The organism is Pseudoalteromonas sp. SG43-3, assembly GCF_014164385.1.
Taxonomy (GTDB): Bacteria; Pseudomonadota; Gammaproteobacteria; order Enterobacterales; family Alteromonadaceae; genus Pseudoalteromonas; species Pseudoalteromonas distincta.
Genome location: NZ_JACJFC010000014.1, coordinates 1 through 25,759, shown reverse-complemented (window position 1 = coordinate 25,759; position 25,759 = coordinate 1). Strand labels below are relative to the sequence as shown.

Below are 25,759 nucleotides of genomic sequence, written 5' to 3'. Positions count from 1 at the left end.
CACTTTAAATAATTTCAAAGTGGAATGACACAACTATCAATTATTATTTAAAGTTAGGCTGCCTGCGTAAATCCAAGGTATTTGGATAATCAGGATTACTACTTTCTTCATCAGGTACCACATATTCACTTGCGCTTTGCGCCGACTGAAAACTATGCGTAACCGCCGATGGGCTCCAGCTTGGTTCTGCTGATGCAAGTAAAGATGGTGTATGCCCATGCTCCCAAAATCTTGCGACTCTGCGCCCTTCTGCTTCAAATGCATTAACCGGTAGCGTTTCAGGATTACGCCCACCAGCATGGCTCACATGATATACAAAGCCTCCAACTGAACGTCCTTCCCACGTATCGATTAAATCAAAAACTAATGGTGCATGTACGCCAATAGTTGGATGAAGCGCTGTAGGTGGTTGCCAAGCTCGGTATCGTATACCCGCGACCATTTCATCTTTTGCTTTACCTTTAACCGGTTTAAGCGGCACTCTTCGACCATTACACGTTACAACATAGCGGTCGCTCATTGTTCCTTGTACTTTTATTTGTACTCTTTCTAATGACGAATCTACATAGCGCGCCGTACCCGACGCACTCGCCTCTTCGCCCAGTACATGCCAAGGCTCGATTGCGGTTCTAAGCTCAAGTGTAACGTTATCAAGTTCTCGCGTACCACATACCGGAAACCTAAATTCAAAAAATGGATTTAACCAACTTAACTGAAATTGAAAACCTGCCTGTTGTAAATCGCGGCTTACTTCAGCTAAATCGTTTTCTACATATTGTGGCAATAAAAACTTATCGTGTAACTCAGTACCCCAACGTATTAATGGCTTGTGGTAAGGTTTTTTCCAAAACCAAGCAAGTAAAGTACGCAACAGCAGCATTTGCACTAAGCTCATTTGTGAATGCGGAGGCATTTCAAAGCCTCTAAATTCTACAATCCCTAAACGACCTGTGGCTGAGTCGGGTGAATAGAGCTTATCTATACAAAACTCTGCTCTGTGCGTATTACCCGTTAAATCCACTAATAAATTACGAAGTAGCCTATCAACTAACCAAGGTTCAGGCACCTCACCTTCGGGCATATGCGAAAAGGCAATTTCTAGCTCGTATAAAACTTCATCACGGGCTTCATCCACTCGCGGCGCTTGGCTTGTAGGACCAATAAAAAGCCCCGAAAATAAATACGACAAACCAGGATGGTGCTGCCAATAGGTAATAAAACTTCTTAAAATATCAGGTCTGCGTAAAAATGGGCTTTGCTCAGGTGTTTCGCCACCAAGCGTTACGTGGTTACCACCACCAGTACCAGTATGGCGACCATCTGCCATAAACTTATCGGTACCTAATCGGCATTCTTTTGCTAAACCGTATAACGTTGTGGTTCGACTGACTAATTGATCCCACGATGTTGAAGGATGAATATTTACTTCAATAACACCTGGATCTGGCGTTACAGCGTATTTTTCTACGCGGCTATCTTTAGGTGGGCTATAGCCTTCAATAACAAGCGGCATTTTAAGTGCTTTAGCCACACTTTCTATACTACTTATTAAACCCATGTAATGTTCAAAATGACTTGTTGGTGGCATAAATATGTATAAACGCCCCTCTCTCACTTCCATTACAAGGGCAGTTTTAACCATTTCTTTGCCAATAAAGCCTTTTTTAAGCTTTTTAGCTTTGCCAAAGTTTTCAGGAATATCAAACGGGTCGCGGTCAATAATGTTGCCGCTCCACTCAAGGCTGTCTAAAGGTAGGCGATAACCAAGTGGGGATTCACCAGGTAATAAGAAACAATTGCCTCGTTTAAACTCCCACGTACACGACTGCCAACAGTTTTTACTATCGTTCCATTTTAAAGGTAGAACATAGCCAACAGGCTTTTCTATGCCTTTATCCATTTTAGCTAAAAAGCCTTTTCGGCTCATTGCATGAAGAAGCTCTGGTTGATCTGGCTTTATTTCGGTAGGTAATGAGGCTTCTTGCCACATGTGATATAAAATATCTTCATAAGCTGTAGTAAGTGCCTTGGTTTCAAGACCAAGTGAGTCACACAGTTTATCAGCAAACTTTTTAGTATCGGTATGATCAAATTTATAGTCTTTATTAGGATCGGCTAATAGTGCGGCATCTTGCCATAAAGGCTCGCCGTCTTTGCGCCAATAGCACGCATATTGCCAACGTGGTAATGGCTCACCCGGATACCATTTACCTTGTCCGTAATGAGTAAAGCCACCTTTTGTGTATACTTTATTCATTTCTACAAATAAATTTTGAGCTAATATTCTTTTTTCTTTGCCATCGGCATCAGTATTCCACTGAGGATGTTCCATATCATCAATAGAAATAAACGTAGGTTCGCCGCCCATGGTTAAATGTATGTTTTCTTCATTGTAAACATTGTCAACGTGCTGACCTAAGCGGTTAATTGCCGCCCACTGCGCCTCAGAATACGGCTTAGTAACACGTGGGTCTTCGTGTACACGCGTTACTTTATTATAAAAGCTAAACTCAGATTTACAGTCATCTATACCGCCGGTTACCGGCGCTGCCGAGCTTGGCTCTGGCGTACACGCCAATGGAATATGACCTTCACCAGCAAATAAACCCGAGGTAGGATCAAGCCCTATCCAACCTGCACCCGGAATATACACCTCGGTCCATGCATGCAAATCGGTAAAATCTTCTTCTGGACCGCTTGGGCCATCTAGTGATTTTTGATCTGATGTTAGCTGTACTAGGTAACCCGATACAAATCGAGATGCCAACCCTAAATGACGAAACAATTGTACTAATAACCAAGCAGAATCACGACACGAACCTGTTTTTTTACTTATTGTTTCGTTTGCCGTTTGCACACCGGGTTCTAAACGAATGCCATAACCTACTAATTCATAAATAGCTTGATTAACAGCCACTAAAAAATCAACGCTTCTAAGCGGCTCTTTAGGGTTTAAAGATTCAATTAATTCTTTAAATTTTGGACTGGCTTTGCGTTTTTTTAAATAAGGAGAGAGTTCTGACTTTGAAATAGCATCGTAAACAAACGGGAAGTTTTCGGCGTAATCTTCTAAAAAGAAATCAAAAGGATTAATAACCGTTAGTTCGGCGACCAAATCAACTGTAAAACTAAATTCGGTAGTTGGCTTGTTAAACACCACCCTCGCTTGGTAATTACCAAAAGGGTCTTGTTGCCAATTTATATAATGATCTTCTGGAACTATTTTTAAAGAATAACTTTTAATTTTTGTACGGCTATGTGGCGCTGGACGTAATCGGAATATATGCGGCCCCATATTAACTGACCGGTCGTATTTATACTGAGTATGGTGCGAAATCCCAACTGTAATTGTCATCTATTAATTCCCCTTTAATAATGTATGGCCACAATATAACGCTGAAAATATTATTTGGACTAATTAACTTGTGCAATTTTTATACCAAAAGACTTGCTTAAGTAGTACTGTTCATCCACTCGCGGCTCTTGCACAAAGCAACGTTATGCATAAAGGTTTTGACCTAATTAATAGGAAAAACACACCTATTCAATAAATAGTAAACTTAGTGTAATTTAAACCATCAATTTTAGATTTTTAATGGTGCAGAAAATGCACCAAAATAGTGCTTTAAAATAACTTACAATTAAATCCTGTTAATTTAAAATATTGAAATAAAACAAATATATTTAGATTTTTTAAAATACTCACTGCGTTATTTATACCGCTAAACTGATATAATTAAAAGGATTTATTTAGAGTTTAAAAATCATTAAAAATAATCATTAAATAGTAAGAAATAGTTCACAATAAAGCTGCTGTTAAAGTAAGTAACGGTGCTATACTAGATCGATTTTTAACCGCTTACGTTACAGTAAAACTAACAATCTCGATGACATAAAACAAGCAACTTTTAATACATAGATGCTTACTTTAAAGATTAGTTTTGCAGTGGTGTGTTTTAATTTCAAACAAAACAGAACACGTCCAATTTGAAAAACCAGCACACCTCACTAACCTGTTAATTTTTCATTATCATCAAAGCTAAAGGTAATGCAGCACTAGGGCGTGTTGTTCTTTGGTGGTTGAATTTGCAGCAGTGTGTTTGGTATTTAAGCAAGGCAGAGTCTATGATGTGTGGTTGTTCCCCATACATAGGCGATAACGCAGCATAAATGCCAAACATGCGCTGCCCCTGGGTTCTTTCTAGGGACGATTGACTCTTTGTTGCTCGGTTTTTACTTAGCCCACTAGGTTACAAACCTCGCGCCGCGATTAAATCGCCCCTAGATTGAACAAATTTCAATCCCAAAAATCAACACGCCCTAGCGTATTTAAGATTTTTTAAATCAACCCAATCTACCTAATAGGATATTTTCTTATGCAAAAGCTAACAGATGTCGGTGAAAACTTAGTTAATGGTATAGCATCTCGTTATAACCTCAGTCACGATGCAGTAATTCACATGTTAGTTAGCGTTAATAACGGCGGTTGCTCAATGGCACAGTTTAATTGCCAAGAACTTGGTGGTTCTGGTCAATGGATGCGTGGCGGAATGACAATGGTTGGCGACATGTTTAACAACGGTTTAAAATCAACCGTTGATAACTTGTGCAACGAACTTGCTAATATATTGAGCAATAACCAAATATTTCCGGTTATTCCTGTAGGATCGCCTGGCAGCAATCAGTGGTGGCCAGGTAATCTAGGCAGCCCATTTAGCAGTGGTGCGCAAAATAATATTCGCTACGCTATATTCCCTAATCGCTTAGCCGTTGAATTAAATGGACAAGTGAGCGTATACGACACGTTAGATCATAATATTGGTGGTGTAAGCCAACAGCAAGGCAATAATACCTTTCTTACATTTAACAGTCAGTGGGGGACAATTAATGTAAATACCCTGCCATTAATTTCAGGGCAAACGCCAACGCCTCCAGAACCACAAAAAGATTTTACGCAGCAAGTAACGCAGCCGAATTTTGCATCGTCAACACCAAACCAAGTTGAAGCACCGGCTAATAATACTGTGGGGCAATACTCGGTAGACGAAACACTTCAAATTATTGAAAAGTTAGCACAACTTCGCGACTCTAATGCGTTGAGTGATGATGAATTTAATATTAAAAAGTCTGAACTTTTAAAAAGGATTTAACCACTATCCTCCAATAGCATAGCGCTAAGTAAAAGTGGTTTATACGGTCTCTTTTTTATTCGGTAACATATGAAAACATTTAAATGTAATTGCACAGATCAACTTATTTTATTTTTTGAAAGCAGCCATTGTTTGGCTTGCGGCAGAACCGTGGGTATTGATGATGAGTTCGACCAAGTTGAACCCTATGAAATTGATGAGCAATCGGGGTTATTTTACAAAGCAGAAGCGCCTGAAGTTTTTTATAAAAAATGTGATAACAATGCTCAGTACCACGTTTGTAATGGTATGGTTAATTTAGATACATTTATACCCGTTGCCGATAAAGACGAAGTGCTGTGTTTTTCATGCCGCTTTAATGAAACGGTGCCCGATTTAAGCATTATCGGGCATATTCCATTGTGGAAGAAAATGGAAACGGCGAAGCGTCGCGCTTTATATACTCTAAAATCGTTATCGCTCCCCTTAAATACTATTATTCAAGAACCTGAAAGCGGATTAAGCTTCGACTTCATAACTGACCGTAACGTGAGCGATCACTTTGTAAGCCCAATTATAGGTCAAGATGTTGTATTTACAGGACACGACTGTGGCCATATCACTATAAATCTAGCCGAGGCAGACGACGTAGCACGCTCTCAAGCTAAAATAGCGATGGGTGAGCGTTACCGTACTTTACTTGGTCATTTTCGCCATGAACTTGGTCATTATTATTTTGATCAACTAATCGCAAATTCACCAAAAAAACATGCTTTATGTAAGCAATATTTTGGTGATGACGAATTAGATTATCAACAAGCGCTCGATACTCATTACAAACAAGGCGCTCCTGCTAACTGGCATGAAACCTTTATTAGTGAATACGCTACTATGCACCCTTATGAAGACTGGGCGGAAACATGGGCGCATTACATGCATATTATCGATACTTTAGAAACAGCCAAAAACTTTTCAATTACAGGCTCAACAACGGGTAATGAGTTTGAATTAGATGAAGCAGACGAGCTTAGATTGCCACAAAGTGCATATTACTTTAATTCACAAACATCGATTGATGCTATTTTAGATACTTGGATGGAATTTTCGATCATTCTAAATTCACTAAATCGCAGCATGGGACTTGCCGATGCCTACCCATTTGTACTAACTCAAGCGGTGCGAACTAAGTTATCTTTCATCCATCATGCTATCCATAACAGGCTCAATTTAATACCTGATTTGAGCATTGGAAAAGCGTAATAAAGTAAGCTCAGTCCAAAAACATTTTAATAGAGCCATTTATTCTTGCTATGACTTTTCATGCGTAGGTAAGTGGCTTTTTTATTATGCGCAAAGCCGTAAAAATAAGAGTCTAAAAATAGTATATCCCCCTACTTTCTCGCTAAATCTCTATTAGCTTGTCATCGCGAGGTTATTCTTGAGTCGACTTATGATTTTTTCTTGGTAAGTACTAACTGTAGAAAACTTTTGTATTGATACAAATAAGCCAGTTAGTTTTTCGTTTGATATATCAGAGATATTAACCCCTTTATATAAAATAGGCGCATTATTTTGTCTGGTTGAATTATTCGACAGTAAAATGTTCAATTTTACTGTACGCGCTAACTCTTCTTGATACAGAAAAAACTCTCTTAAATGTGTGCTAACAATATTGGCTGCTTTTGATCTGTCTATCATTAAAATTTCGTCAATTAGTCGGTTTAATCTGCTGCGAGACTCTATTGCTTCGTCGAGAATATCTAACCAATTAAGTTCGCTATTTGATAGTAAAGCTAAAAAATATACCGTACGTGCTTTATTGTAATTAATAAAACCAGGCCACATAACATCTTCGCTAGATACTTTAAGTGCTTTATCAAACTGCTCAGCGGCAGATTTAAGATACATACTTACTTCTTCAAGTATTGATGGTTCTATAGTGTTAATATTTTTTTGAGCCAATTCTAAACCATCAATAGACAAAATATCTACAGAGTTCATATTTAGCGACTCTCGCAGCAAATGCATGCCTTTTTTGTTGTAATACAAACCTAGGTAATTATGGTAAATGGTTTTTGTAACTGGATTACGAAGAATTGGACCTCTCACATGAAGTAAGTCTGCATGAATATTAAAATTATCATCAGCCACAAAACTTTGGTAAGACACAACAGCTTTAAATAGCTTTATCGTTTCCGTTATTTGAATTGAATTACCTTTACTCACCGAGTGTAATATTTCACAGCGCCTATCAACTTCTGACAAAATTGTATCCATACGCTTTTTATAAAGCACTTTGTTAGTTTCTGATGCATTAAAAACAGCTGGAAATAAAACAATTAGGTCAATTATATATTGCAGGGTATCGGCAAAGAGAACGGCGGTTTCTGACTCTTTTTTTAGTTTATGCTCAATAGAGTCAAAAATTTCTTTCTCTAGTGTATTTTCATCTTGGGACTTAAACTGATTAATTAACTCTGGAAGTGAGGTTACGTAATTTTCATTATCTAAAATGTTACCTTCCATTTTACTAATGTTATTTACACTATCAATTGACGTATATGTTCTAACAGTAATAAATAAAGCTAATACGGCTATACAAAAGCTTACTGTTGATATGGTGAAGCTTAGTAAATCTTTACCTTCTTTTAAATCATATACCCATACAGCAAGAAAAGCTGAAAGTAGAACAAGTAATAATATTGTAAAATATAACATTTTTGATGTGCGCATATGTCTTCCAGACTTGGGTCGAGATAACAATCTAATATTGCTGATTTATAACACGAAAAACGCAGACTTCACACGCAAACTGAGAGCTATATAACCTCTGTAGAGCACAAGTAATGAAATATCTGCATCACTTTTCCCACTTATCCAGCGCTTGTTTGTCACTTTGTTTAAACTCAACCCAATTTGATGAGTCTTTAAAGTGCTCTTTTTTCCAAAACGTGGCGTGGTTTTTTAAGTAATCCATAATAAATTGTGCGCCTTCGAACGCGGCTTGGCGATGGCGGGACGTTACGCCTACAAATACAATTTGCTCGCCAAGTGCTAAGTAACCAACGCGGTGAATAATACATATTCGCGCCAGTTGCCAGCGAGTTTGTGCTTGCTCTGCAATAGATTGAAGAAGTTGCTCGGTCATACCAGGGTAGTGCTCAAGCTCAAGTGCAATAACGTTATCGTCACTGCTGAACTCTCTTACCAAACCTGTGAAGGTGACAACAGCGCCATCGCTTTTATTATTACTACAAAGCGTATTGTGCTCGTCACCTACATTAAAATCATCGGTTTGTACTTGAATATGTATGCTCATTAGCCACCTGTAACCGGCGGGAAAAAGGCAAGCTCATCCCCTGCTTTCACTATTTCGTCGCTTGATGACATAGTTTGGTTAAGCGCTGCAAGTAGCTCACGCTCCTTCAGCCACGGTTGCCAATGCGGGTATTGGCTCACTAATCTTAATTTAAGCTCTGAAATAGTAAGCGGCTGCGTAATCTCAAGACTTAATTTGCTGCACTTTAACCGCTCTTTTAGTTGCCCAAAAAACAATAACTCTACTTTTCCGGCGCTAGATATTGCATCGTTTGGATTAATCGCGTTGCCAACTGCCATTTTTGCCCCCAGCTTTTTGAGTAACGCGCATGCCGCTAATTTCCATTAGTGGGTCGGCTGCTTTACACATATCAAACAAAGTAAGGCTAGCCACAGATACCGCTGTTAACGCTTCCATTTCGACCCCAGTTTTACCTGCAAGTTTGCAGTAGCTGGTTATTTTAATTTGGCTGTTTGCTTCATCAAGTTCAAAATCAACAGCGACTTTACTAAGTGCAAGCGGATGACAAAGCGGGATTAAATCGGCGCACTTTTTAGCGCCTTGAATACCCGCAATACGTGCCACGCCTAACACATCGCCCTTTTTGTTTTGATTAAGCATTACTTGTTCAAAGGCAAGCTTACTCATGCTAATAAATGCTTCAGCTGAGGCATCGCGCAAGGTTACGTCTTTGAGCGATACATCAACCATATTCGCTTGGCCGTTTTCGTCAACATGGCTCAACATACTATTGCTCACGCGATTCACACTTTTTACCAATGGTAATGTGCGGTACAAAGTTACACGGTTTATGCATTGAGTTAAGTTGATCATTTATAATACCTGTCCACGCTGTTTTACATGCGCCTGTAGAGCCTGGCATACAAAAAATAACCGTGTTGTTAGCAAGTCCCGCAAGTGCACGAGATTGAATAGTAGAGTTACCAATTTCGCCGTACGATATGTGCCTAAATAGCTCCCCAAAACCGTCTACGCTTTTATCAAACAGCGGAGCAAATGCCTCTGGTGTTGAATCGCGCTCAGTAAAACCTGTACCGCCAGTCACTAAAATAGCATGAATGGTGTCATCGGCTATCCACTGCGATGCCACTGCACGCATTTGGTAAACGTCATCTTTAACTATGTCTTTATCAGCTAAGTGATGACCAGCTTCAGTTAGCGCTTTAATTAAGTAATGACCAGAAGTATCGGTAATCGCATCGCGTGTATCGCTTACCGTCATTACGGCAATGTTTAATGCTATTTGTGACTCAGTTGTGTGACTCATAATGTTCTTCTTAATTGATTAATGCTTTGGTCAAAATGCTCATTTACAGCTTTAAATTGCGCCGGTGTATTGGTGTTTATTAATGCGTGCGCTTTATTACATAAAAGCGTTTGCACACCAATGCTTTGGGTAAACTGTTTTATTGATTTATGACTGTTAGCGTTTGTGAGTATGTGTTTTAAATGATTTTTTACACTGCTTGTATTACGAATATACAGCGGTAGTGGTTCATTTTCAAAGTGCCAAGCATGTATTTGTGACTGATTTAATTGATTGCTCACACTTTGTACGTTATTTGACTGAGAAGCCAGCACAATTATGCTTAACAAACTACTCGTAAGTAGAGGCATATCTACCGCAGTAATAAGTAAGTCGTGCTCAGTGGCTATTAATGTGGAATAAATTCCGCCAAGGGGTCCACTATTTGGGTATATATCTTTAACGTACTTTTCTGAGGGATAATCGCTCGGTGAATAATGGTTCAATGACTTGACTGGATTTGTAACGTTGCGACTTATAAGTATGTTTTTAGCGCCTACGTCTTTTAATAAATCACACGCATTGTGCAATAGCGTTTTATTTTTTAAAACTAAATCGGCTTTGTCTGTGCCCATTCTTGATGACTTACCACCAGCAAGCACAACGCCTGTAAAATCTCGCTTAACTTTCATATTAGATTTTATATTAGCTTCCATATTAGCCGCCTAACATGGCTAAGTGAGTTGTCGCACCTGTTAAGCGTTTATCCAGCTCATGGCTTATTTCTTTATTGCCCATAGCGGCTCGAATTGCCTTTACGGTCGCTGCAGTATCGTCCTCGTTGAGTAGTTCGCGTAAATCTATACCTTGCTCTGCAAATAAACATAAGTGTAATTTACCCAGCGCCGACACCCTTAAGCGATTACAACTTTTACAAAAGTCTTTACTGTACGGCATTATTAAACCAATACGACCATCGTAATCAGGATGACAAAACTCCTCAGCGGGTCCATTTAATTTCCCCCTAACGACTTGTAACCAACCTTGGTCGAGTAATTGGGCTTTAACCGTTTGCCCACTTAAGTGGTTTTCTTCAAAAAATTTTGCGCCGTCACCGGTTTCCATTAATTCTATAAAGCGAACTGTAACTTTGTGGTGCTTTACCCACGCTAAAAAATCCTTTAATTGGTTTTTATTAAACTGCTTTGCAAGCACTGCATTTATTTTTATATCTTTTATGCCCAGCTCTACCGCGCGTTCTATTCCTTTTAAAATAAGGTTAAGTTTGTCGTGCCCTGTTATGAGTTTAAACATACTTGGATTTAAACTATCAATACTGACATTAAGCGCATCAAGCCCTGCTTCTGCAAATTCATCAATTTTCTTTAATAAATTAAATCCGTTGGTAGTAATGGCTACTTTTTCTATGCCGCGCGTGTTTTTACAGAGTTTTATAATATCGGTTACGTCGTTTCGCAAGCACGGTTCGCCACCTGTAATGCGTACTTTTTTAGTACCTAGCTCTGCAAACGCATTTACTAGCGTGCTAATTTCGTTTTTATTTAAAAAATTACGCGGCGTATCGCACTGATACCCGTTTGGTAAACAATAACTACAACTAAAATTACATACATCGGTTATTGAGAGGCGCAAATAGTTAAACTGCCGACCAAATTGATCATTAAGCATATGCTTCCTTGTTTGTTTACATTTCAACCGCAACATTAATACTGTTCGCTTTTTGCGTAGCATGTTGCTTAATTAATTGGCTTAATTGCGTTTTACACGAACCACAGTTCGTCCCACATTTAAGTTCAGACCCCAATTGCTCGACTGTGTTTGCACCGTTTTTAATGGCGTTTATAATTGGCTGCTCTCTTACTTTAAAGCAGCTACACACTTGCACGCCTTGAGTAAATTCTTCATCTGGGGTTGCATAAAGCAAAGACTGTAACTGTGTAAAGGTCAGTAATGGCTCTGCAAACAAATGGTTTATCCACTCAAGTGATATTTCTTTTTGCTCATTAGAAATAACACCTACGAACGCTAATTGATCGTTTTGAATACACTGCACATGCATGGCTTTTGCCGTATTCATAGCCGACCACTGCCCTTGTAAACCAGTCAAGGTTTGGCAGTAATACAGTAAATCACTTTGTGGTTCATTAAGCGCCAATTGGTAATTAAAGCAATTGCTTGCATTAACTTTGAGCCAAAAATCACTGTTTATAACAAGTTCGTTTTTAGCAAACAGCTGCATATATTGCACAAAGGGTGCTTTAACTATATTAACAGCACCGTGTTTGCACTCAGCCTGACCAGATAGAGGGTCAACTACCGATTGATACAACCCACTTACTGTTGCGGATGATGCAAATTGCTTATTCCAATGAATAGGCATAAAGCATTCACCTTTTCGCACGGAATCGGTTACTTTTGCATGCGCGGTAACCTGCCCAGTTTGCGCAATCGCACTTATTAAATCGTTTTGTTTAATTGCTAATTTACTGGCATCAAGCGGATTAATTTCAATGTACGGGCGTGTAATATGCGATGAAAGCGCAGTGCTTTTACCTGTGCGGCTCATTGTATGCCATTGGTCGCGTATACGTCCTGAGTTCATTATAAACGGATAATCACATGATGTTTGTTGCACAGGTAATTGCGGCGTTATGGGTATAAAACGCGCTTTTTTATCAGCGGTGCTAAATTGGTTATCTGTAAAAACCTGACCGTTTTTATAAGGCTGATTTTTAACAACAGGCCACATTATGGGTTTTAAGTTATCGTACTGGCTTTTTGTGAGCCCAACTAAACCAGAGAGGTTTAATAATCGGCTGTCGTTATTTTCAAAGTCGGTTAATTGTGCCCATTCTTCAAAAATGCCACTTGGATCTGTGAAATCAAACCCTTCAAAGCCCATTTTTTTAGCGACTTCACACATAATTTGCCAATCGTTTTTAGCTCCCGAATAAGGCGCGACTAACGGGCGCTGCCTTGATATTCTGCGCTCTGAGTTGGTTACTGTGCCGTTTTTTTCGCCCCATCCGGTTGATGGAAAAGCAACATCGGCAAATTTTAACGTATCACTTTTTGCAATACAGTCAGATACAACCACCAGCTCGCAGGTCTCTAATGCCTTTTTAATAGCGGCGTTATTAGGCAAACTTACCATTGGGTTTGTTGCCATTATCCACACTGCTTTTATTTTGCCTGCGGCTATTTCATCAAACATATCGATGGCATTGCTGCCTGCTTTTTTAGCAATAGTTGGCGCAAGCCAAAAACGTTGCACAAGTGATTGATGTGCTTCGTTTTCAATATCTAAATGCGCCGCTAACTGATTAGCCAAACCACCTACTTCGCGCCCGCCCATCGCATTGGGTTGCCCAGTAATTGAAAACGGACCACTGCCTGGCTTAAGTAATTTACCTGAGGCTAAATGCGCATTAATAATGGCGTTGCATTTATCTACACCCGAACTTGACTGATTTATACCCATTGAATAAAAGCTAATCGCACTTGGGCTGTTAGCAAATAGCGCGTAAAACTCAGTGACTTGCTCAATTGCTATATCGCAAAAGTCGCTAACTGCCTCACAGCTCCACTTTTGTGCCTCCTGCAGTGCGCTTTCAAAGCCGTTTGTGTGCTGATCAATAAATTGCGTATCGAGGTGGTTATGCTCATTTAAATAATTAAGCAAACCGTTATAAAGCGCAGCGTCACTGCCTGGTTTTATATTTAAAAATGTGTCGGCAAGCTCAGCGGTGTCGGTTTTGCGCGGATCAATAACCACCACTTTCATATTTGGGTTAAGCTGCTTTGCACGCTCCATTCGCTGATACAAAACCGGGTGAGTCCATGCGGCATTAGAGCCAATTAAAATAAGCAGCTCAGTTTGCTCTAAATCCTCGTAGGTACACGGCACTACGTCTTCACCAAAAGCGCGTTTGTAACCTGCCACAGCAGATGACATACACAGGCGCGAATTTGTATCGATATTGCCTGAGCCTATGTAGCCTTTCATTAATTTATTCGCGATGTAGTAATCTTCAGTAAGTAACTGCCCTGACACATAAAATGCCACCGCATCGGGTCCGTGCTTTTGTATTACGTCGTTAAATTTATTGGCAACGTGGTCGGTTGCTTCATCCCACGTGGCTGCTTTATTATTAATAAGGGGCGACGTTAAGCGGTTATCACTGCCTGTTGTGTCGAGCAAATGGGTGCCTTTTACACATAAACGACCAAAGTTTGCGGGATGCTCTCGCATGCCTTCAAGCTTGGTCGGCACATTATTAAAAAGTGAAATATCAACACCGCACCCTACACCACAGTAAGCACATGTTGTTTGTTTTAAACTGGTTTTATTTATAGTTGGTGACGTGTTTGCGGTTGTCATACTGCTCTCTTTTAGTGTGCTTTAATTTATGCAGGCTGTTTTACAGGCTCATTAAGGGTAACTACGTTAATAGTGTTACTTGCCTTAGCGAGCGCGCTGTTTATTACATTTTGAACGAGCTTTTCACACCCTCCACAGCCTGTACTGGCTTTGGTGCTTTGCTGCACACTTGCCAAATCTATGCAGCCTTTAGCGACTGTTTGTTCAATGGTGTGTTTAGTTACTTTATGACAAGCGCAAATAATGGCGTCATCAGGCAAGTCATCGGCGCTTAGCTCTGCTATGTCGCCGGCAAGGGGCATAATGAGCGCTTCGGGAGCGGTGGTAAGTTCAATGTCGTTTAAATGATATTGCAGCAAATTGTCGTAATCGCTGGTATCGCCAACAAGTACCGCGCCAATCAGCTTAATACTTTGTGAGTTAGTGACTATTTTTTTATAAATACCATTGGCTTGGTCTTCAAAGTAATAGCTTATTGCGCCTTCGCTGCGTGCATGTGCATCGCCAATAGAGCCTACTTCAACACCCATTAATTTAAGCTTGGTGCTCATATCGGCACCATTAAATTCATCGGCTTTATTGTCTAAGCCAGTACTTTGCAAAGTACCTTGCTGCGTATCTTGTAAAATATGCCCAACTGCTATTTTAGCCATGGCGTAACCGGGTGCCACTAAGCCAAAAATAAAATTATTCCACAGTGCACATTCACCAATAGCGTATATGTTTTTATCACTCGTTTGGCAGTGGTTATTAATTACAATACCGCCGCGCTCGCCCAACTCTAAATTAAACTCGCGGGCTAAATTATCATAAGGGCGAATACCCGCCGAAAATACAATCATGTCTGTTTCAAGGGTTTTGCCACCTTTAAAGCACATTTTATAACGGCAACTTTCGCCTTCTACTATTTCCTCAGTTGCTACCGCTGTATGTACAGTAACGCCCAAATCCGTAATTTTATTTTTTAGTAACCGACCGCCACCAGCATCAACTTGTACACCCATAAGTTGCGGTGCAAATTCTATTACGTGAGTATGTAAACCCAATTGCTTTAATGCGTTTGCAGCTTCAAGCCCCAGTAAACCGCCACCAATTACCACGCCTACTTTGCTGCCGTGGGCTGAATTTTTTATTGCGTGTAAATCGTTAATGGTGCGATAAACAAGGCAATGCTCGCGATCTTTACCCGGTATAGGCGGTACAAATGGGAATGAACCTGTAGCAAGCACAAGTTTGTCGTATTCAAACAATTCCCCTTTAGCGGTCGTTACAGTTTGCGTATCACGATTTATATCAACCACTTTAGAATGAGTATGAAAGCGTACTTGCCAATCGTCATAGGTTTTATTACATGTAAGTGCGAGGTCGTCTGCGGTTTTGCCTTTAAAAAAAGAGGATAGTTGTACACGGTCATACGCTAAACGGTCTTCACCGCTAAGTACCGTAATTTCAAATTGCTCATCAGCTTGATTTTGAGAAACTAGCTGCTGCACAAAATGGTGCCCGACCATTCCGTTTCCTACCACTACAACACGCTGCTTGCTTAACATTTACCCACCTTAAAGTGATACCTATTTTAGTAATTGACTTAAATTGAAATCGAATAATTTGTTATAGGTTTGTTATAGCAATATGTAAGCCAAATATATAAGCATTTAAAATCAGCAAGTTGCCTAAATTGGTGCAGAGGTGAAAAGCATAAAGTCCCACAAGATGGTGCAATTGCACCATCGTGTGTCGCTATAAATTACAAGTGAATATTAGAAGATAGAGAGGGTTAAAATTTAGCGCTCATCCATACCCACAATTTTTGAGTATCGACTTTATTAGCAGCAGTATCGCCCGCTGAGTAATCAGCATACTTAACACCTACTGCGTATTGTTTATTAATAGGTTTAACGTATTGTACGTTTAGTTCACTGCCTAAATCGTCAACCCCATTTGATTGCTCATTAGCATCAAAACTGTGATAAGCCACCAGCCATTTTCCGTCAAACGCTTTACCGTTTAAGCTTATGTAAGTGTCGTCTAAGCCCTGTGTGGGTGTATTTAAAAACGTATCTGTCCAACCATTAAATTTATGTAACGTGGCAAGCGGTGTTGCAAACCCGTAATCGCCATTATCAGAGCCAAGTGACTCTATGCCAACTTTTAATGTTACTGTTTTTATGCCCAACCCATTTAAATCGACAGCGCCTTCAAGTGCATAGTAATCGGCATCAAAATCACTCACGCTTGTTGAAGCAGACTGCGCTGCATACTCCGCTTTGTAATAAAATTTTATGTCGTTTAGGGTTTTATTACCGTTAAAAGAAACGCCATAAGTATCTAAACTGTCGTCTTGTAGTGCATCGTCACTTAATAAGTAACTGTATAAAACCACTTTACCGTAGTCTGTTTTAAAGCTTGCATTAATTAAATGATCGGACGATTTAATGTCTTTATCGTCAGCAAATATGCGGTTACGCTTATTTAAATAACTGTACTGTAAATTTATGTTATTAAATGCGTAATTAATGGTCGCGGCATCAAAGGTTTGTCTGTCTTGGCGCCAACCTACGTGCCCAACAAAACGCTGCCCATCAAGAGCTATTATTTGGCGCCCTACTTTTAGCGATAGACCATCGCGTACATATTTAACAAAGCCTTGGTCTATCTCAGTGTTTTCTGGGTCTGCAATAACAGAATAATTAGTGTTTTTCCCCACTGTATTGTTGTAATCATCTACGCCCAATAGGCTGCGAGTGTCTTCTACTTCAATAAGTGCTGAAAAACCATTCACCTCGTCTGTTTGATGCGTTAAGCGGGTTCTAAGTGTTAAGCCGCTTGCATCTTTTAGAGCATTTTCTTGATCAACGCTTTCAAAGCGCAGTCTAAAATCAAGATCAGTTTGCGCAGCTTGGCTTATTAAAGGCGCAGTGAAGCAACCCAGTATAAAAATAATAGGTAAGTTGTTCTTGTAATTAAGCATTTTGGTTCTCTAAGTTTTAATTATTAATACACATACCAAAGCAATAAATAAACACAGCGAAATACATTTCCACACCATAACTGGATCGCGTTTCATTATTGAACTTTTATTAGCGGTACTTTCTAAATAAGGATTAGGTTTGTTGATATCGTTTATAAACTCAGAAAAAGCTTGGTATCTGAGCTCAGGTTTAGGGGCAAGCGCCTTCATAAGGGCTTGATCTAACCAAAACGGAATATCGGCTCTGTATTTACGAATACTTGTGTAATGCCAATGGCTGTAATCTTTTGGCGCTACGTGGTTAAGTGGCAGTGGTTTGTAAGGTAATTTTGAGCACAATAACTCGTATGCAATAACGCCAAGTGAAAACAAATCACTCTTAAAATCGGCGTGCATAGTAATAAGTGTTTCGGGCGCGGTGTAGTCGGCAGTGCCTTGCGGGCAATCATCCGCAATTTGTTTAACCGACTCGTCCATGGCCGCAACACTTACTGTGCCGTAATCTATTAGCGTTACTTTACCGTGCGCATCTATCATTACATTATCGAGTTTTAAATCACGATGTACCATATCGAGTCGCTGAAACGCCCTTAGTGCATGTACTATTTGTTCAATAATACTGCGTACTTGGGTTATTTCTGGGTGCGGCACGTCGTGCTTCCAATCACTGAGTGTTTGCCCGTCCATGTACTCACAAATATGATACAAAAAACGACTCTGCGATTGCGTACTTAGCACTTTCATCACGTTTAAATGGTTTATGCGTTGCCCTACCCAGCCTTCTCTTATAAAGCCTTGAAGGTAGTGCACATCGTCTTCAAAATTAACCGAAGGTGCTTTTAAAACCACTGGCGGTATATCGGGCGCTTGTTGCACTAAATAAATGTGCGAGCGACTACTGGCATGTAATTTACGAATAACCGTGTAATCATCAATTTTTTGCCCAACATTAAGGGCAGGTGGAATTTTTCGTCGTGTTAGCGAATGGTAAAGTTCATCTAACTTTTGCTCGGCAATATTTTCTACTTTTACCAGTAAACAACTTACGTTGTCGTCACTGCCTCGTGCTAATGCAAGTTCGGTAATTGCTTTAGCTGCATTTTCTAAATTAGTGTACTCGTTAATTAATTTAGCTATATCACTACTTGGGAGCACATCGTGTACGCCATCGCAGGTTAATATATAAATATCGTCTGCTTTTAGGTCAACCTCGTATACATCTATTTCTTGATGAAGTTGCGCGCCAAGAGCACGCGTTAGCGTATCGTTTACTTTGTGATCCCGTGTTATTGCCTCTATTTTATTTCCTCGCAAGCGAGTAATACGCGTATCACCTAAGTGGAATATATAACCCGTTGCCGACTTTAAAATAAGTGCTGTAAAAGTCGTCATCCAATCGGCTTGACGCTGACCTAAGTGATTGTAATTAAGCGATTGCGAATAAAGCCACTGATTTAAACTTGCTAACACCTTCGACACTGACTTTTTAACCGCCCAACTTTCGGGGGTATTTAAATACTCATTTATAAAATGAGTAACCGAAAGTTGAGACGCTTGTTTAGCATTTTTTGCTGATGAACACCCATCGGCTAAGCAGGCAATAACGCCTTTAGACTCTTTTTCTTGCGCTTTGGTATTGAGAGCTGCAAACGCATCTTGGTTTTCTGCTTTTAACCCTTTAGCACTGTGCCCGCCAAATGAAACGTTGAGTTCATTTTTTAGCGATTTAGCGTGGAGTGTTTCATCAAACATAGTCAATAATGCCTTAAGTCACTGAAATAAGTTCAACGGTGCCGTCTTCATTTACTTCGGTAATATGGCCATCTGGTTCTCTCATAAAAAACAGTGCAGCTAGACCAAGTAATGCACTACCCGCAATAATGAAAAAGAAAGTTTGATAATCAACAAGTGACAATGCCGTTAAGTACACTACTGCACCTACATTACCGTAAGCACCTGTCATTCCAGCTATTTGCCCAGTTAAACGACGCTTAATTAGCGGTACTGCGGCAAAGACAGCGCCTTCACCAGCTTGCACAAAGAACGAACACGCCATAGCAGCTACTACAGCAAGCCATAAAGGCCACGATGCATCAACCAAGCCCATTACAAAATAACCAACAGCAAGACCCGTTGTAAGTACAATAAGGGTAATACGGCGACCTAATTTATCTGAAATCCAACCGCCACCTGGGCGAGATGCTAAGTTCATAAATGCATAAGCTGAGGCTAAAATACCCGCGTACACCATATCAAGCGCAAACACATCCATAAAAAATAGCGGTAACATAGATACAACTGCAAGCTCAGAACCAAAAGTTGTAAAATATAAAATATTTAAAACAGCCACTTGCTTAAATTCATAACGATGAGACTCAGGTACAGGCTCTTTAAAAATATGACCATTTACGTCAAAGGTTTTATACACTTCGTAAATATAAAGCAGAACTAAAAAAGCATACACGGCAAGTACAAAGTTAGCCGAAATTAGGTTAGCACCGGTTGGTGAAAGCTTCCAAGTAAGTAATGCTAGTGCACCATACATAGGGATTTTCATAATAAGAAGTAATACAAAGTCGCCTTTACTGGTTACTTCCATTGCGCCTACTTTTTTAGGCTTAAAGTATGTACCGCCTTTTGGCGTATCGGTTACATTTAAGTACCAAATAACACCAAATATAACGCTTAATACACCGGTTAAACCTACTGCATAACGCCAGCCATCTTCGCCGCCAAACATTAGTGCAATAATTGGCAATAACATAGCCGCAGCTGCTGAACCAAAATTACCCCAGCCGCCATAAATACCTTCCGCTATACCCAACTCGTTAGCAGGAAACCATTCACTCACCATACGAATGCCTACAACAAAGCCAGCACCAATAAAGCCTAAAGCAAAACGCGCTATTGCTGCTTGCTCAAATGTAGTTGCCATAGCAAACATAAAACATGGAATACTACAGGTAATAAGTAGTGCCGCGTAAACAATACGGGGACCAAATTTATCGGTTAGCATACCAACCACAACACGCGCTGGAATAGTTAACGCTACATTTAAAATTAGTAATGTTTTAACCTGTGCCATGGTAATACCAAGTGAACCCGCTATGGCACCTAATAAAGGAGCATGGTTAAACCATACAAAAAATGACACAAAAAAGACCATCCAACTCAGATGTAATACTTTCATTTTTCCGCTAAACGATATTAGGTTAAACCCAGAACTCGGTTGCATGTTTATTTTCCTCGTAAACGTATTATTGTTTTATTAATGCCCCACCCTTTTATATGAGTAGCAGCCCAATTTTTGTTAAATTTAAGTTAACCCGATATAGCAATTACTGAGCCACTAATTAAAAACTATAAATTTCATGTGGTTACATGCAACAGTTGTTTTTATACGTTATAGTTGCACTATATGAGTGAAGGGCTCTGGGTTGTTAGAGTGCAAATAAAAAGCGTTACTACTTGCTCTTGGATTTAACAACTTGGTATTGTTCAAAAAAAGTATGAGAAGTTTGAAAATGCAAAAAACACCGCTAACTTACCAGCAGCAACTGCGCTATTCACGGCACATAATGCTCCCGCAGCTTGATATAGACGGACAAGAGCGACTATGGCAATCACATGCTTTAATTATTGGTGTGGGTGGGCTTGGGTGTGCGGTAGGTCAATACTTAGCGGCATCTGGCGTTGGTACGCTTACCTTAGTTGATAACGATGAAATAGACGTGACCAACCTGCAAAGGCAAATACTGTATAAAGAAAGCGACATTGGTAGCTCAAAATGCAGTGCTGCTAAAAAACAGCTTAACGCGCTTAATAGTGAAATAAACATAAATACTATTGAGGCATTTTTTGATGCAAGTACCTCCAAAGAACAGCTATTTAATAACATTGATATAGTAATTGATTGCTCAGATAACCTAGCAACGCGTAATGCACTTAATAGCGCCTGTTTTAAGGCTAAAGTCCCGCTGGTGTCAGGCTCTGCAATACGTATGGAAGGACAGGTCGCGTGTTTTACCATGGATGAAAACAGCCATTGTTATGGCTGTTTATCGCAATTTTTTAGTGAACAAACACAAAGCTGCTCTGAATCGGGTGTACTTTCCCCTATTGTGGGGCTAATAGGCAGCATTCAGGCAACTGAAGCGCTAAAAATGCTTGCTGGTTTGCCAAGTGGCTTAGACAAACACTTATTGCTGGTGGATGGCTTAAGCATGGAGTTTAATCGTTTTAAAATAGCTAAAAACAGTCAATGTGCGGTGTGCAGCATTTAGTTATTCTAGATTACTGATTGTTGTATAAAGCACATCGCCCACTTTAAAGTTGTTTTTGTCCCACACTCGTCTTGAAGCCAAGCAATACAAAGTTTGCCCATCTACATTAAGCGTTAACTGCCACTTGTTGTTAATAAGCTCAGCCTGAGTTAATACCGTCTTTAAAACATTACTGTGCGTTGTTTGCTCAGGCTTTAACGCACTAAGCGACATTTGCTCACTTTCTATAATTAGCTTGTTACTGCTATCTACAAGTGCAGGAAGCACAAAAAGCGGCTGCTCACTTTGCTGTAATTGCAGTTGATATAGCCCGTAGTCTTCATCAAATTTAACAGCATCGTAATTAATTAAGCTCAGCGGTGTTTGCCTATCGTTTGCATAAATAGCTTTTGCAACGTGTGCACTTGCACCTTGGTTTATCACCTTACCTTTATCAAGCTGAATAAGGGTATCGCAGCAAAATAGCAGCTCTTTTAATGAGTGACTTACTATTATAAATTTAATATTAAACTTAACAGCAATCTCGCTAAGTTTAGTGAGCGTTTTAAAACGCAATGACCAATCAAGCGCACTAAAAGGCTCATCAAGCATTATAAATTTTTGACCGGCTAACAGCGTACGCGCAAATACTACACGCTGGCGCTCACCACCCGATAAGCTTTGTACGTCACGATTTAGTAAGTCTTGTAATTCAAGTGTTTTAACAACGTATTCTAGCGTTAAGCTGGTTTGTTTATTCCCGCAGTGTTTTTGTGTAAACGCTAAATTACCTGCCACATCTAAATGAGGAAACAACGGACACGATTGCAACTGAAGCGTAATACCGCGTTTATCGCTTGGCAGCTCATGCACTGGCTGATTGTTTACATAAACACTTTTTGCAGGCTCTAAACCACTAATACAACGCAGTAATGTTGACTTACCCGAGCCTGAAGGACCGTAAACACCCAATACATTAAACGACTCAAGATCAAGGTTTATATCTAAATCAAAATTATTGAGTGCTTTAAAAAGGCTTAACTTAATCATGTTATTGCTTAACCCCTACAATGCTTTTATTAAACTTAAATAACAGCACTAAACAGGCAAACGAAATAGCCAGTAAAATAAGTGAAAGCTGATGTGCCGCCGTATAATTTAACGATTCAACATGGTCATAAAGCGCAATAGACACCACTTGTGTTTGCCCCTGAATATTACCGCCAATCATTAATACCAAACCAAACTCACCCAATGTGTGCGCAAAGCCTAAAGCAAACGCGCTACCAATACTGGGTTTTAAAAGCGGAATAATTAAATGCGCAAAGCGTTTAAACGGGCTTAACCCAAGCGCAATGGCAGCTTCGTTATAGGTTTGATTAATATGCTTAAACCCAGCCACAAGAGGCTGCATTACAAAAGGCAGCGAATAAAAAAGCGAGCCAATAACAACGCCCTGAAAACTAAACGCAAGCTGTGTACCCGTTAGCCAAAACCAAAACTGCCCAAAAGCGTGATCAGGCGAAAATAAAACAAGTAAGTAAAACCCTAACAACGTAGGCGGCAGCACTAAAGGCATTGCAATTAATGCCTCTAAAAATGGTTTAAATTTACCGTTATAGCCAGCAAGCTTGTATGCCAGTGGAATACAAAATACAAGAAGGAGTACTGCGGTTATAAAGGCAAGTTTTATAGTTAACCACAGCGCGGTTAAATCACTTTGAAGCATTGTTGTCCTTTATTCTGTAACCTAATTCAATTAACTGCTGCTGCGTAGCCTGCGTCATTAAAAATTGCATAAGTTGCTGAGCGCTAGCACGCTTTTTAGTCGAGCTAATAATAACGCCTTGTTGAATTATATCGGGATATTGATTTGTAGGCAGCACGGTGTAATCTAAATATTTTTGATCTTGCGTGTTACTGTAAGCCGCCTTTAGTGATGAAACAGCCACCAGCCCTACTCCTACGTTACCACTTTGCACAAACTGAAATGCATGCGTAATATTATTCCCGTACACATAATTTACTGGCTTTTTAAAATGGTTATTAGCGTAGTGCTCTGAGGCACGCCCGTATGGTGAAAAACGCGGATTAGCAATAGCTACTTTATCATTTACTTTTTCAGCTTTTGGTTGCCACAAAGCAAGTTCGCCTAACGCGTAAGTGATTAAACTGCTTTGCTCGGCATAACCTTCTTTAATAAGTGATTGCGGTCGAAAATCGTCAGCCGATAAAAACACATCAAATGGCGCGCCATGCACTATTTGCGAATATAAAACACCGCTAGAAGCGGCTGATATTTTCACGTCAACATTAGGTAATGGGGATTTTTTTAGTAGGGTTTGCAATACAGTTTTAAAATTACTCGCTACGGCTACTTGCAGCGTTTCTTTTGCGTTTACGCTGCACGAAAGCATGCATGCTATACACAAAAAATAACCCAACCATGTATTGTAAAGCTTTGACATTATAAGTATTGTTTCAAAATAAAATGATTTAAGTAAGCAATATATATGAACGATGTTTGCAATGCACCCGGTTTATTACCAATTGAAACTGCAATACAAAATATACTTGGCTCAATAACGCCTGTTAAAGACGTTGAAACCATCACTATAATGCAAAGTGTTGATCGCGTTTTAGCAAGCGATGTTAAATCAACTATAAACGTACCCGCTCATAACAACTCCGCAATGGATGGCTATGCGCTATGTATTTCAGATAAAAGCTTAACCTATACACAAGTAGGTAGCGTGTTTGCGGGTCAAGTTTTTGAAGGAACGCTTACCCCAGGGCAATGCGTAAGAATAATGACCGGCGCCGCCATTGCACCAGGCGCTAACGGCGTTGTAATGCAAGAAAACGCCTCGGTAGATGGCGATAAAATTACGTTTACTGCGCAACCAGAGCTAAATGAAAACGTACGTTTTGCTGGTGAAGATATTGCAATAGACGATGTTATTTTAAAAGCAGGCGATAAATTAAAAGCCGTTGATGTGGGGTTACTTGCATCTTTAGGAATTGCCAATATAGACGTGGTAAGAACCCTAAAAATAGCCGTGCTTTCTACAGGCGATGAGCTAATAGAACCTGGTCAGCCTCTTAAGCAAGGCGCTATTTTTGAAAGCAACCGCGCTGTTATTATTAGTGCGCTGCAACAAAAAAATATCGACGTGATCGATTTAGGAATAATCCCTGATGACAAAGACCTCATCACCAATGCATTTTTAAAAGCGAATGAACTCGCCGATGCCGTAATAAGCTCAGGCGGCGTATCAGTTGGAGAAGCCGACTTTACCAAAGAAGTGCTCAACGAAATTGGCAATATCCACTTTTGGAAAATAGCCATGAAACCAGGCAAACCTTTTGCCTTTGGTAAATTAAGTAACAGTTACTTTTTTGGCTTGCCAGGTAACCCTGTGTCGGCTGCTGTTACGTTTAATCAGTTAGTAGAGCCTGCACTGCAAAAGCTGTCGGGTCTTGGTGAAGTAAATCCTAAAATGCGCTTTAACGCGGTTACTACATCCGTTATTAAAAAGCGCCCTGGCAGAGCTGACTTTCAACGCGGTACTGCAACAATTAACGAACAAGGTGACTTGGTAGTTGCCCCGTTTAATAAACAGGGCTCGGGGGTACTTTCGTCCCTTAGTAAAGCTAACTGCTTAATTGTAGTGCCAGCGCAAAGCGGCAATATCGAAAAAGGCGCAACAGTAAGTATTGAGTTGCTATAAAGCCTAAAATGCTACAGCTAACTGTATAATTTAGCTGTAGCGCTGCTGCAAACCTTAAAATATTTTTATATTTAATGTTTGAATTAAACAATTTAACTTTTCGCTACGCCCTACAAACTCTTCTTTACTTAATCTATTAACGCACTTCAGCGCGTTTTTAGTCGCAAAGTATCTATCATAACTTAGGCTTCTTTCGCATTTAACACTATACGTTGAGGGCCAAGAGCCACCGGCACCCGTTGCTATGCCAACAACGTTACATGTAGCATCTATATACTGCTCCCATGCTTTTATTTGCGCTTTAACTGCATCTACTTGGTAATCATCAGTTAGTTGCGGGTAGATCTCATCCATCATTTTACTGATTTTAGTTTTGTATCTATTGCCCTCTAAATTATAAATTTTGCCCGTGTGCATTGCACCGCCTTCAGGCCAATCATCAGTACTTTGTGCAAATGCGCCAAATGATGAAATAGCAAAAGCAAACCCAATAATAATTTTATTCATTTTAAATCCCTTTAATACCAATCTGCTTATATATGGGGTCTATTTTACGTTAAGAAAATTACGCTAGAACTAGGCAAAAATTTTTGTATCTAGTTGTTCTAAATAAAAAATTTTTAACGACGTTATAGTGCAATTTAATTCGTTAAATTGATCAAAGATTTATGCAGGTTG

Annotated in this window: 21 protein-coding genes; 4 read left to right on the top strand and 17 right to left on the bottom strand. The window is 39.8% G+C overall.

Annotation, left to right across the window (positions count from 1 at the left end):
• Window positions 1–43: 43 nt before the first annotated feature.
• On the bottom strand, window positions 44–3,355 hold the full coding sequence (locus H5157_RS13555; RefSeq protein ID WP_182724869.1) for a DUF2126 domain-containing protein: 3,312 nt from the start codon (window positions 3,353–3,355) through the stop codon (window positions 44–46).
• Window positions 3,356–4,376: 1,021 nt separating this feature from the next.
• Here H5157_RS13555 and H5157_RS13550 point away from each other — a divergent pair.
• Both H5157_RS13550 and H5157_RS13545 read left to right on the top strand, forming a co-directional pair.
• Window positions 4,377–5,150 (top strand): SHOCT domain-containing protein, encoded by a 774-nt coding sequence (locus H5157_RS13550; RefSeq protein WP_182724868.1) that lies wholly within the window; start codon window positions 4,377–4,379, stop codon window positions 5,148–5,150.
• A gap of 69 nt (window positions 5,151–5,219) precedes the next feature.
• A complete protein-coding gene (locus H5157_RS13545; protein WP_182724867.1) occupies window positions 5,220–6,389 on the top strand; it encodes a putative zinc-binding metallopeptidase in 1,170 nt (389 codons plus the stop codon).
• Window positions 6,390–6,542: 153 nt separating this feature from the next.
• Here H5157_RS13545 and H5157_RS13540 read toward each other — a convergent pair whose 3' ends face one another.
• From H5157_RS13540 to H5157_RS13485, 12 genes are all read right to left on the bottom strand, one after another.
• A complete protein-coding gene (locus H5157_RS13540) occupies window positions 6,543–7,862 on the bottom strand; it encodes a hypothetical protein (RefSeq protein WP_182724866.1) in 1,320 nt (439 codons plus the stop codon).
• Between the two features lie 127 nt (window positions 7,863–7,989).
• Complete coding sequence (gene moaE / locus H5157_RS13535) at window positions 7,990–8,448, bottom strand: molybdopterin synthase catalytic subunit MoaE (protein ID WP_182724865.1); 459 nt, start codon at window positions 8,446–8,448, stop codon at window positions 7,990–7,992.
• Entirely contained in the window at window positions 8,448–8,747 is a 300-nt protein-coding gene (locus H5157_RS13530) for a MoaD/ThiS family protein (RefSeq protein WP_182724864.1), read from the bottom strand. The genes moaE and H5157_RS13530 overlap by 1 nt, the downstream gene beginning before the upstream one ends.
• Window positions 8,725–9,195 (bottom strand): cyclic pyranopterin monophosphate synthase MoaC, encoded by a 471-nt coding sequence (gene moaC / locus H5157_RS13525; protein WP_007375236.1) that lies wholly within the window; start codon window positions 9,193–9,195, stop codon window positions 8,725–8,727. Before moaC ends, H5157_RS13530 begins: the two co-directional genes overlap by 23 nt.
• Window position 9,196: 1 nt before the next feature.
• Window positions 9,197–9,736 carry a molybdenum cofactor biosynthesis protein B gene (gene moaB / locus H5157_RS13520; protein WP_182724863.1) on the bottom strand — a complete coding sequence of 180 codons (540 nt, stop codon included), beginning with the start codon at window positions 9,734–9,736 and terminating at the stop codon, window positions 9,197–9,199.
• The gene (locus H5157_RS13515) at window positions 9,733–10,407 is read right to left on the bottom strand and encodes a molybdenum cofactor guanylyltransferase (protein WP_404936462.1); all 675 of its coding nucleotides are present in this window, start codon (window positions 10,405–10,407) and stop codon (window positions 9,733–9,735) included. The genes moaB and H5157_RS13515 overlap by 4 nt, the downstream gene beginning before the upstream one ends.
• A 25-nt stretch (window positions 10,408–10,432) precedes the next feature.
• The gene (gene moaA / locus H5157_RS13510) at window positions 10,433–11,404 is read right to left on the bottom strand and encodes a GTP 3',8-cyclase MoaA (protein ID WP_182724861.1); all 972 of its coding nucleotides are present in this window, start codon (window positions 11,402–11,404) and stop codon (window positions 10,433–10,435) included.
• Between the two features lie 16 nt (window positions 11,405–11,420).
• Window positions 11,421–14,117 (bottom strand): nitrate reductase, encoded by a 2,697-nt coding sequence (locus H5157_RS13505; RefSeq protein ID WP_182724860.1) that lies wholly within the window; start codon window positions 14,115–14,117, stop codon window positions 11,421–11,423.
• Between the two features lie 26 nt (window positions 14,118–14,143).
• Entirely contained in the window at window positions 14,144–15,667 is a 1,524-nt protein-coding gene (locus H5157_RS13500; protein ID WP_182724859.1) for an FAD-dependent oxidoreductase, read from the bottom strand.
• Window positions 15,668–15,894: 227 nt separating this feature from the next.
• Window positions 15,895–17,088, bottom strand: coding sequence for an alginate export family protein (locus H5157_RS13495; RefSeq protein WP_182724858.1), 1,194 nt, complete (start codon window positions 17,086–17,088; stop codon window positions 15,895–15,897).
• Between the two features lie 9 nt (window positions 17,089–17,097).
• On the bottom strand, window positions 17,098–18,840 hold the full coding sequence (locus H5157_RS13490; protein WP_182724857.1) for a bifunctional protein-serine/threonine kinase/phosphatase: 1,743 nt from the start codon (window positions 18,838–18,840) through the stop codon (window positions 17,098–17,100).
• Between the two features lie 13 nt (window positions 18,841–18,853).
• The gene (locus tag H5157_RS13485) at window positions 18,854–20,323 is read right to left on the bottom strand and encodes a NarK family nitrate/nitrite MFS transporter (RefSeq protein WP_182724856.1); all 1,470 of its coding nucleotides are present in this window, start codon (window positions 20,321–20,323) and stop codon (window positions 18,854–18,856) included.
• Between the two features lie 289 nt (window positions 20,324–20,612).
• Here H5157_RS13485 and moeB point away from each other — a divergent pair, with 289 nt between their 5' ends.
• Window positions 20,613–21,371: a molybdopterin-synthase adenylyltransferase MoeB gene (moeB, locus tag H5157_RS13480; RefSeq protein ID WP_182724855.1), complete on the top strand. Its 759-nt coding sequence runs from the start codon at window positions 20,613–20,615 to the stop codon at window positions 21,369–21,371.
• On the opposite strand, the gene H5157_RS13475 is transcribed toward moeB, so the two are convergent.
• From H5157_RS13475 to modA, 3 genes are read right to left on the bottom strand one after another with little or no spacing between them, the layout of a single operon-like run.
• Window positions 21,372–22,400 carry an ATP-binding cassette domain-containing protein gene (locus H5157_RS13475; RefSeq protein WP_182724854.1) on the bottom strand — a complete coding sequence of 343 codons (1,029 nt, stop codon included), beginning with the start codon at window positions 22,398–22,400 and terminating at the stop codon, window positions 21,372–21,374.
• A gap of 1 nt (window position 22,401) precedes the next feature.
• Complete coding sequence (gene modB / locus H5157_RS13470) at window positions 22,402–23,079, bottom strand: molybdate ABC transporter permease subunit (protein ID WP_182724853.1); 678 nt, start codon at window positions 23,077–23,079, stop codon at window positions 22,402–22,404.
• Window positions 23,066–23,767: a molybdate ABC transporter substrate-binding protein gene (gene modA / locus H5157_RS13465; protein ID WP_259399361.1), complete on the bottom strand. Its 702-nt coding sequence runs from the start codon at window positions 23,765–23,767 to the stop codon at window positions 23,066–23,068. Before modA ends, modB begins: the two co-directional genes overlap by 14 nt.
• Before the next feature lie 96 nt (window positions 23,768–23,863).
• On the opposite strand from modA, the gene glp reads away from it, so the two are divergent.
• Window positions 23,864–25,081, top strand: coding sequence for a gephyrin-like molybdotransferase Glp (glp, locus tag H5157_RS13460; RefSeq protein ID WP_182724851.1), 1,218 nt, complete (start codon window positions 23,864–23,866; stop codon window positions 25,079–25,081).
• A gap of 54 nt (window positions 25,082–25,135) precedes the next feature.
• Here glp and H5157_RS13455 read toward each other — a convergent pair whose 3' ends face one another.
• Window positions 25,136–25,588: a hypothetical protein gene (locus tag H5157_RS13455; RefSeq protein ID WP_182724850.1), complete on the bottom strand. Its 453-nt coding sequence runs from the start codon at window positions 25,586–25,588 to the stop codon at window positions 25,136–25,138.
• Window positions 25,589–25,759 lie beyond the last annotated feature (171 nt).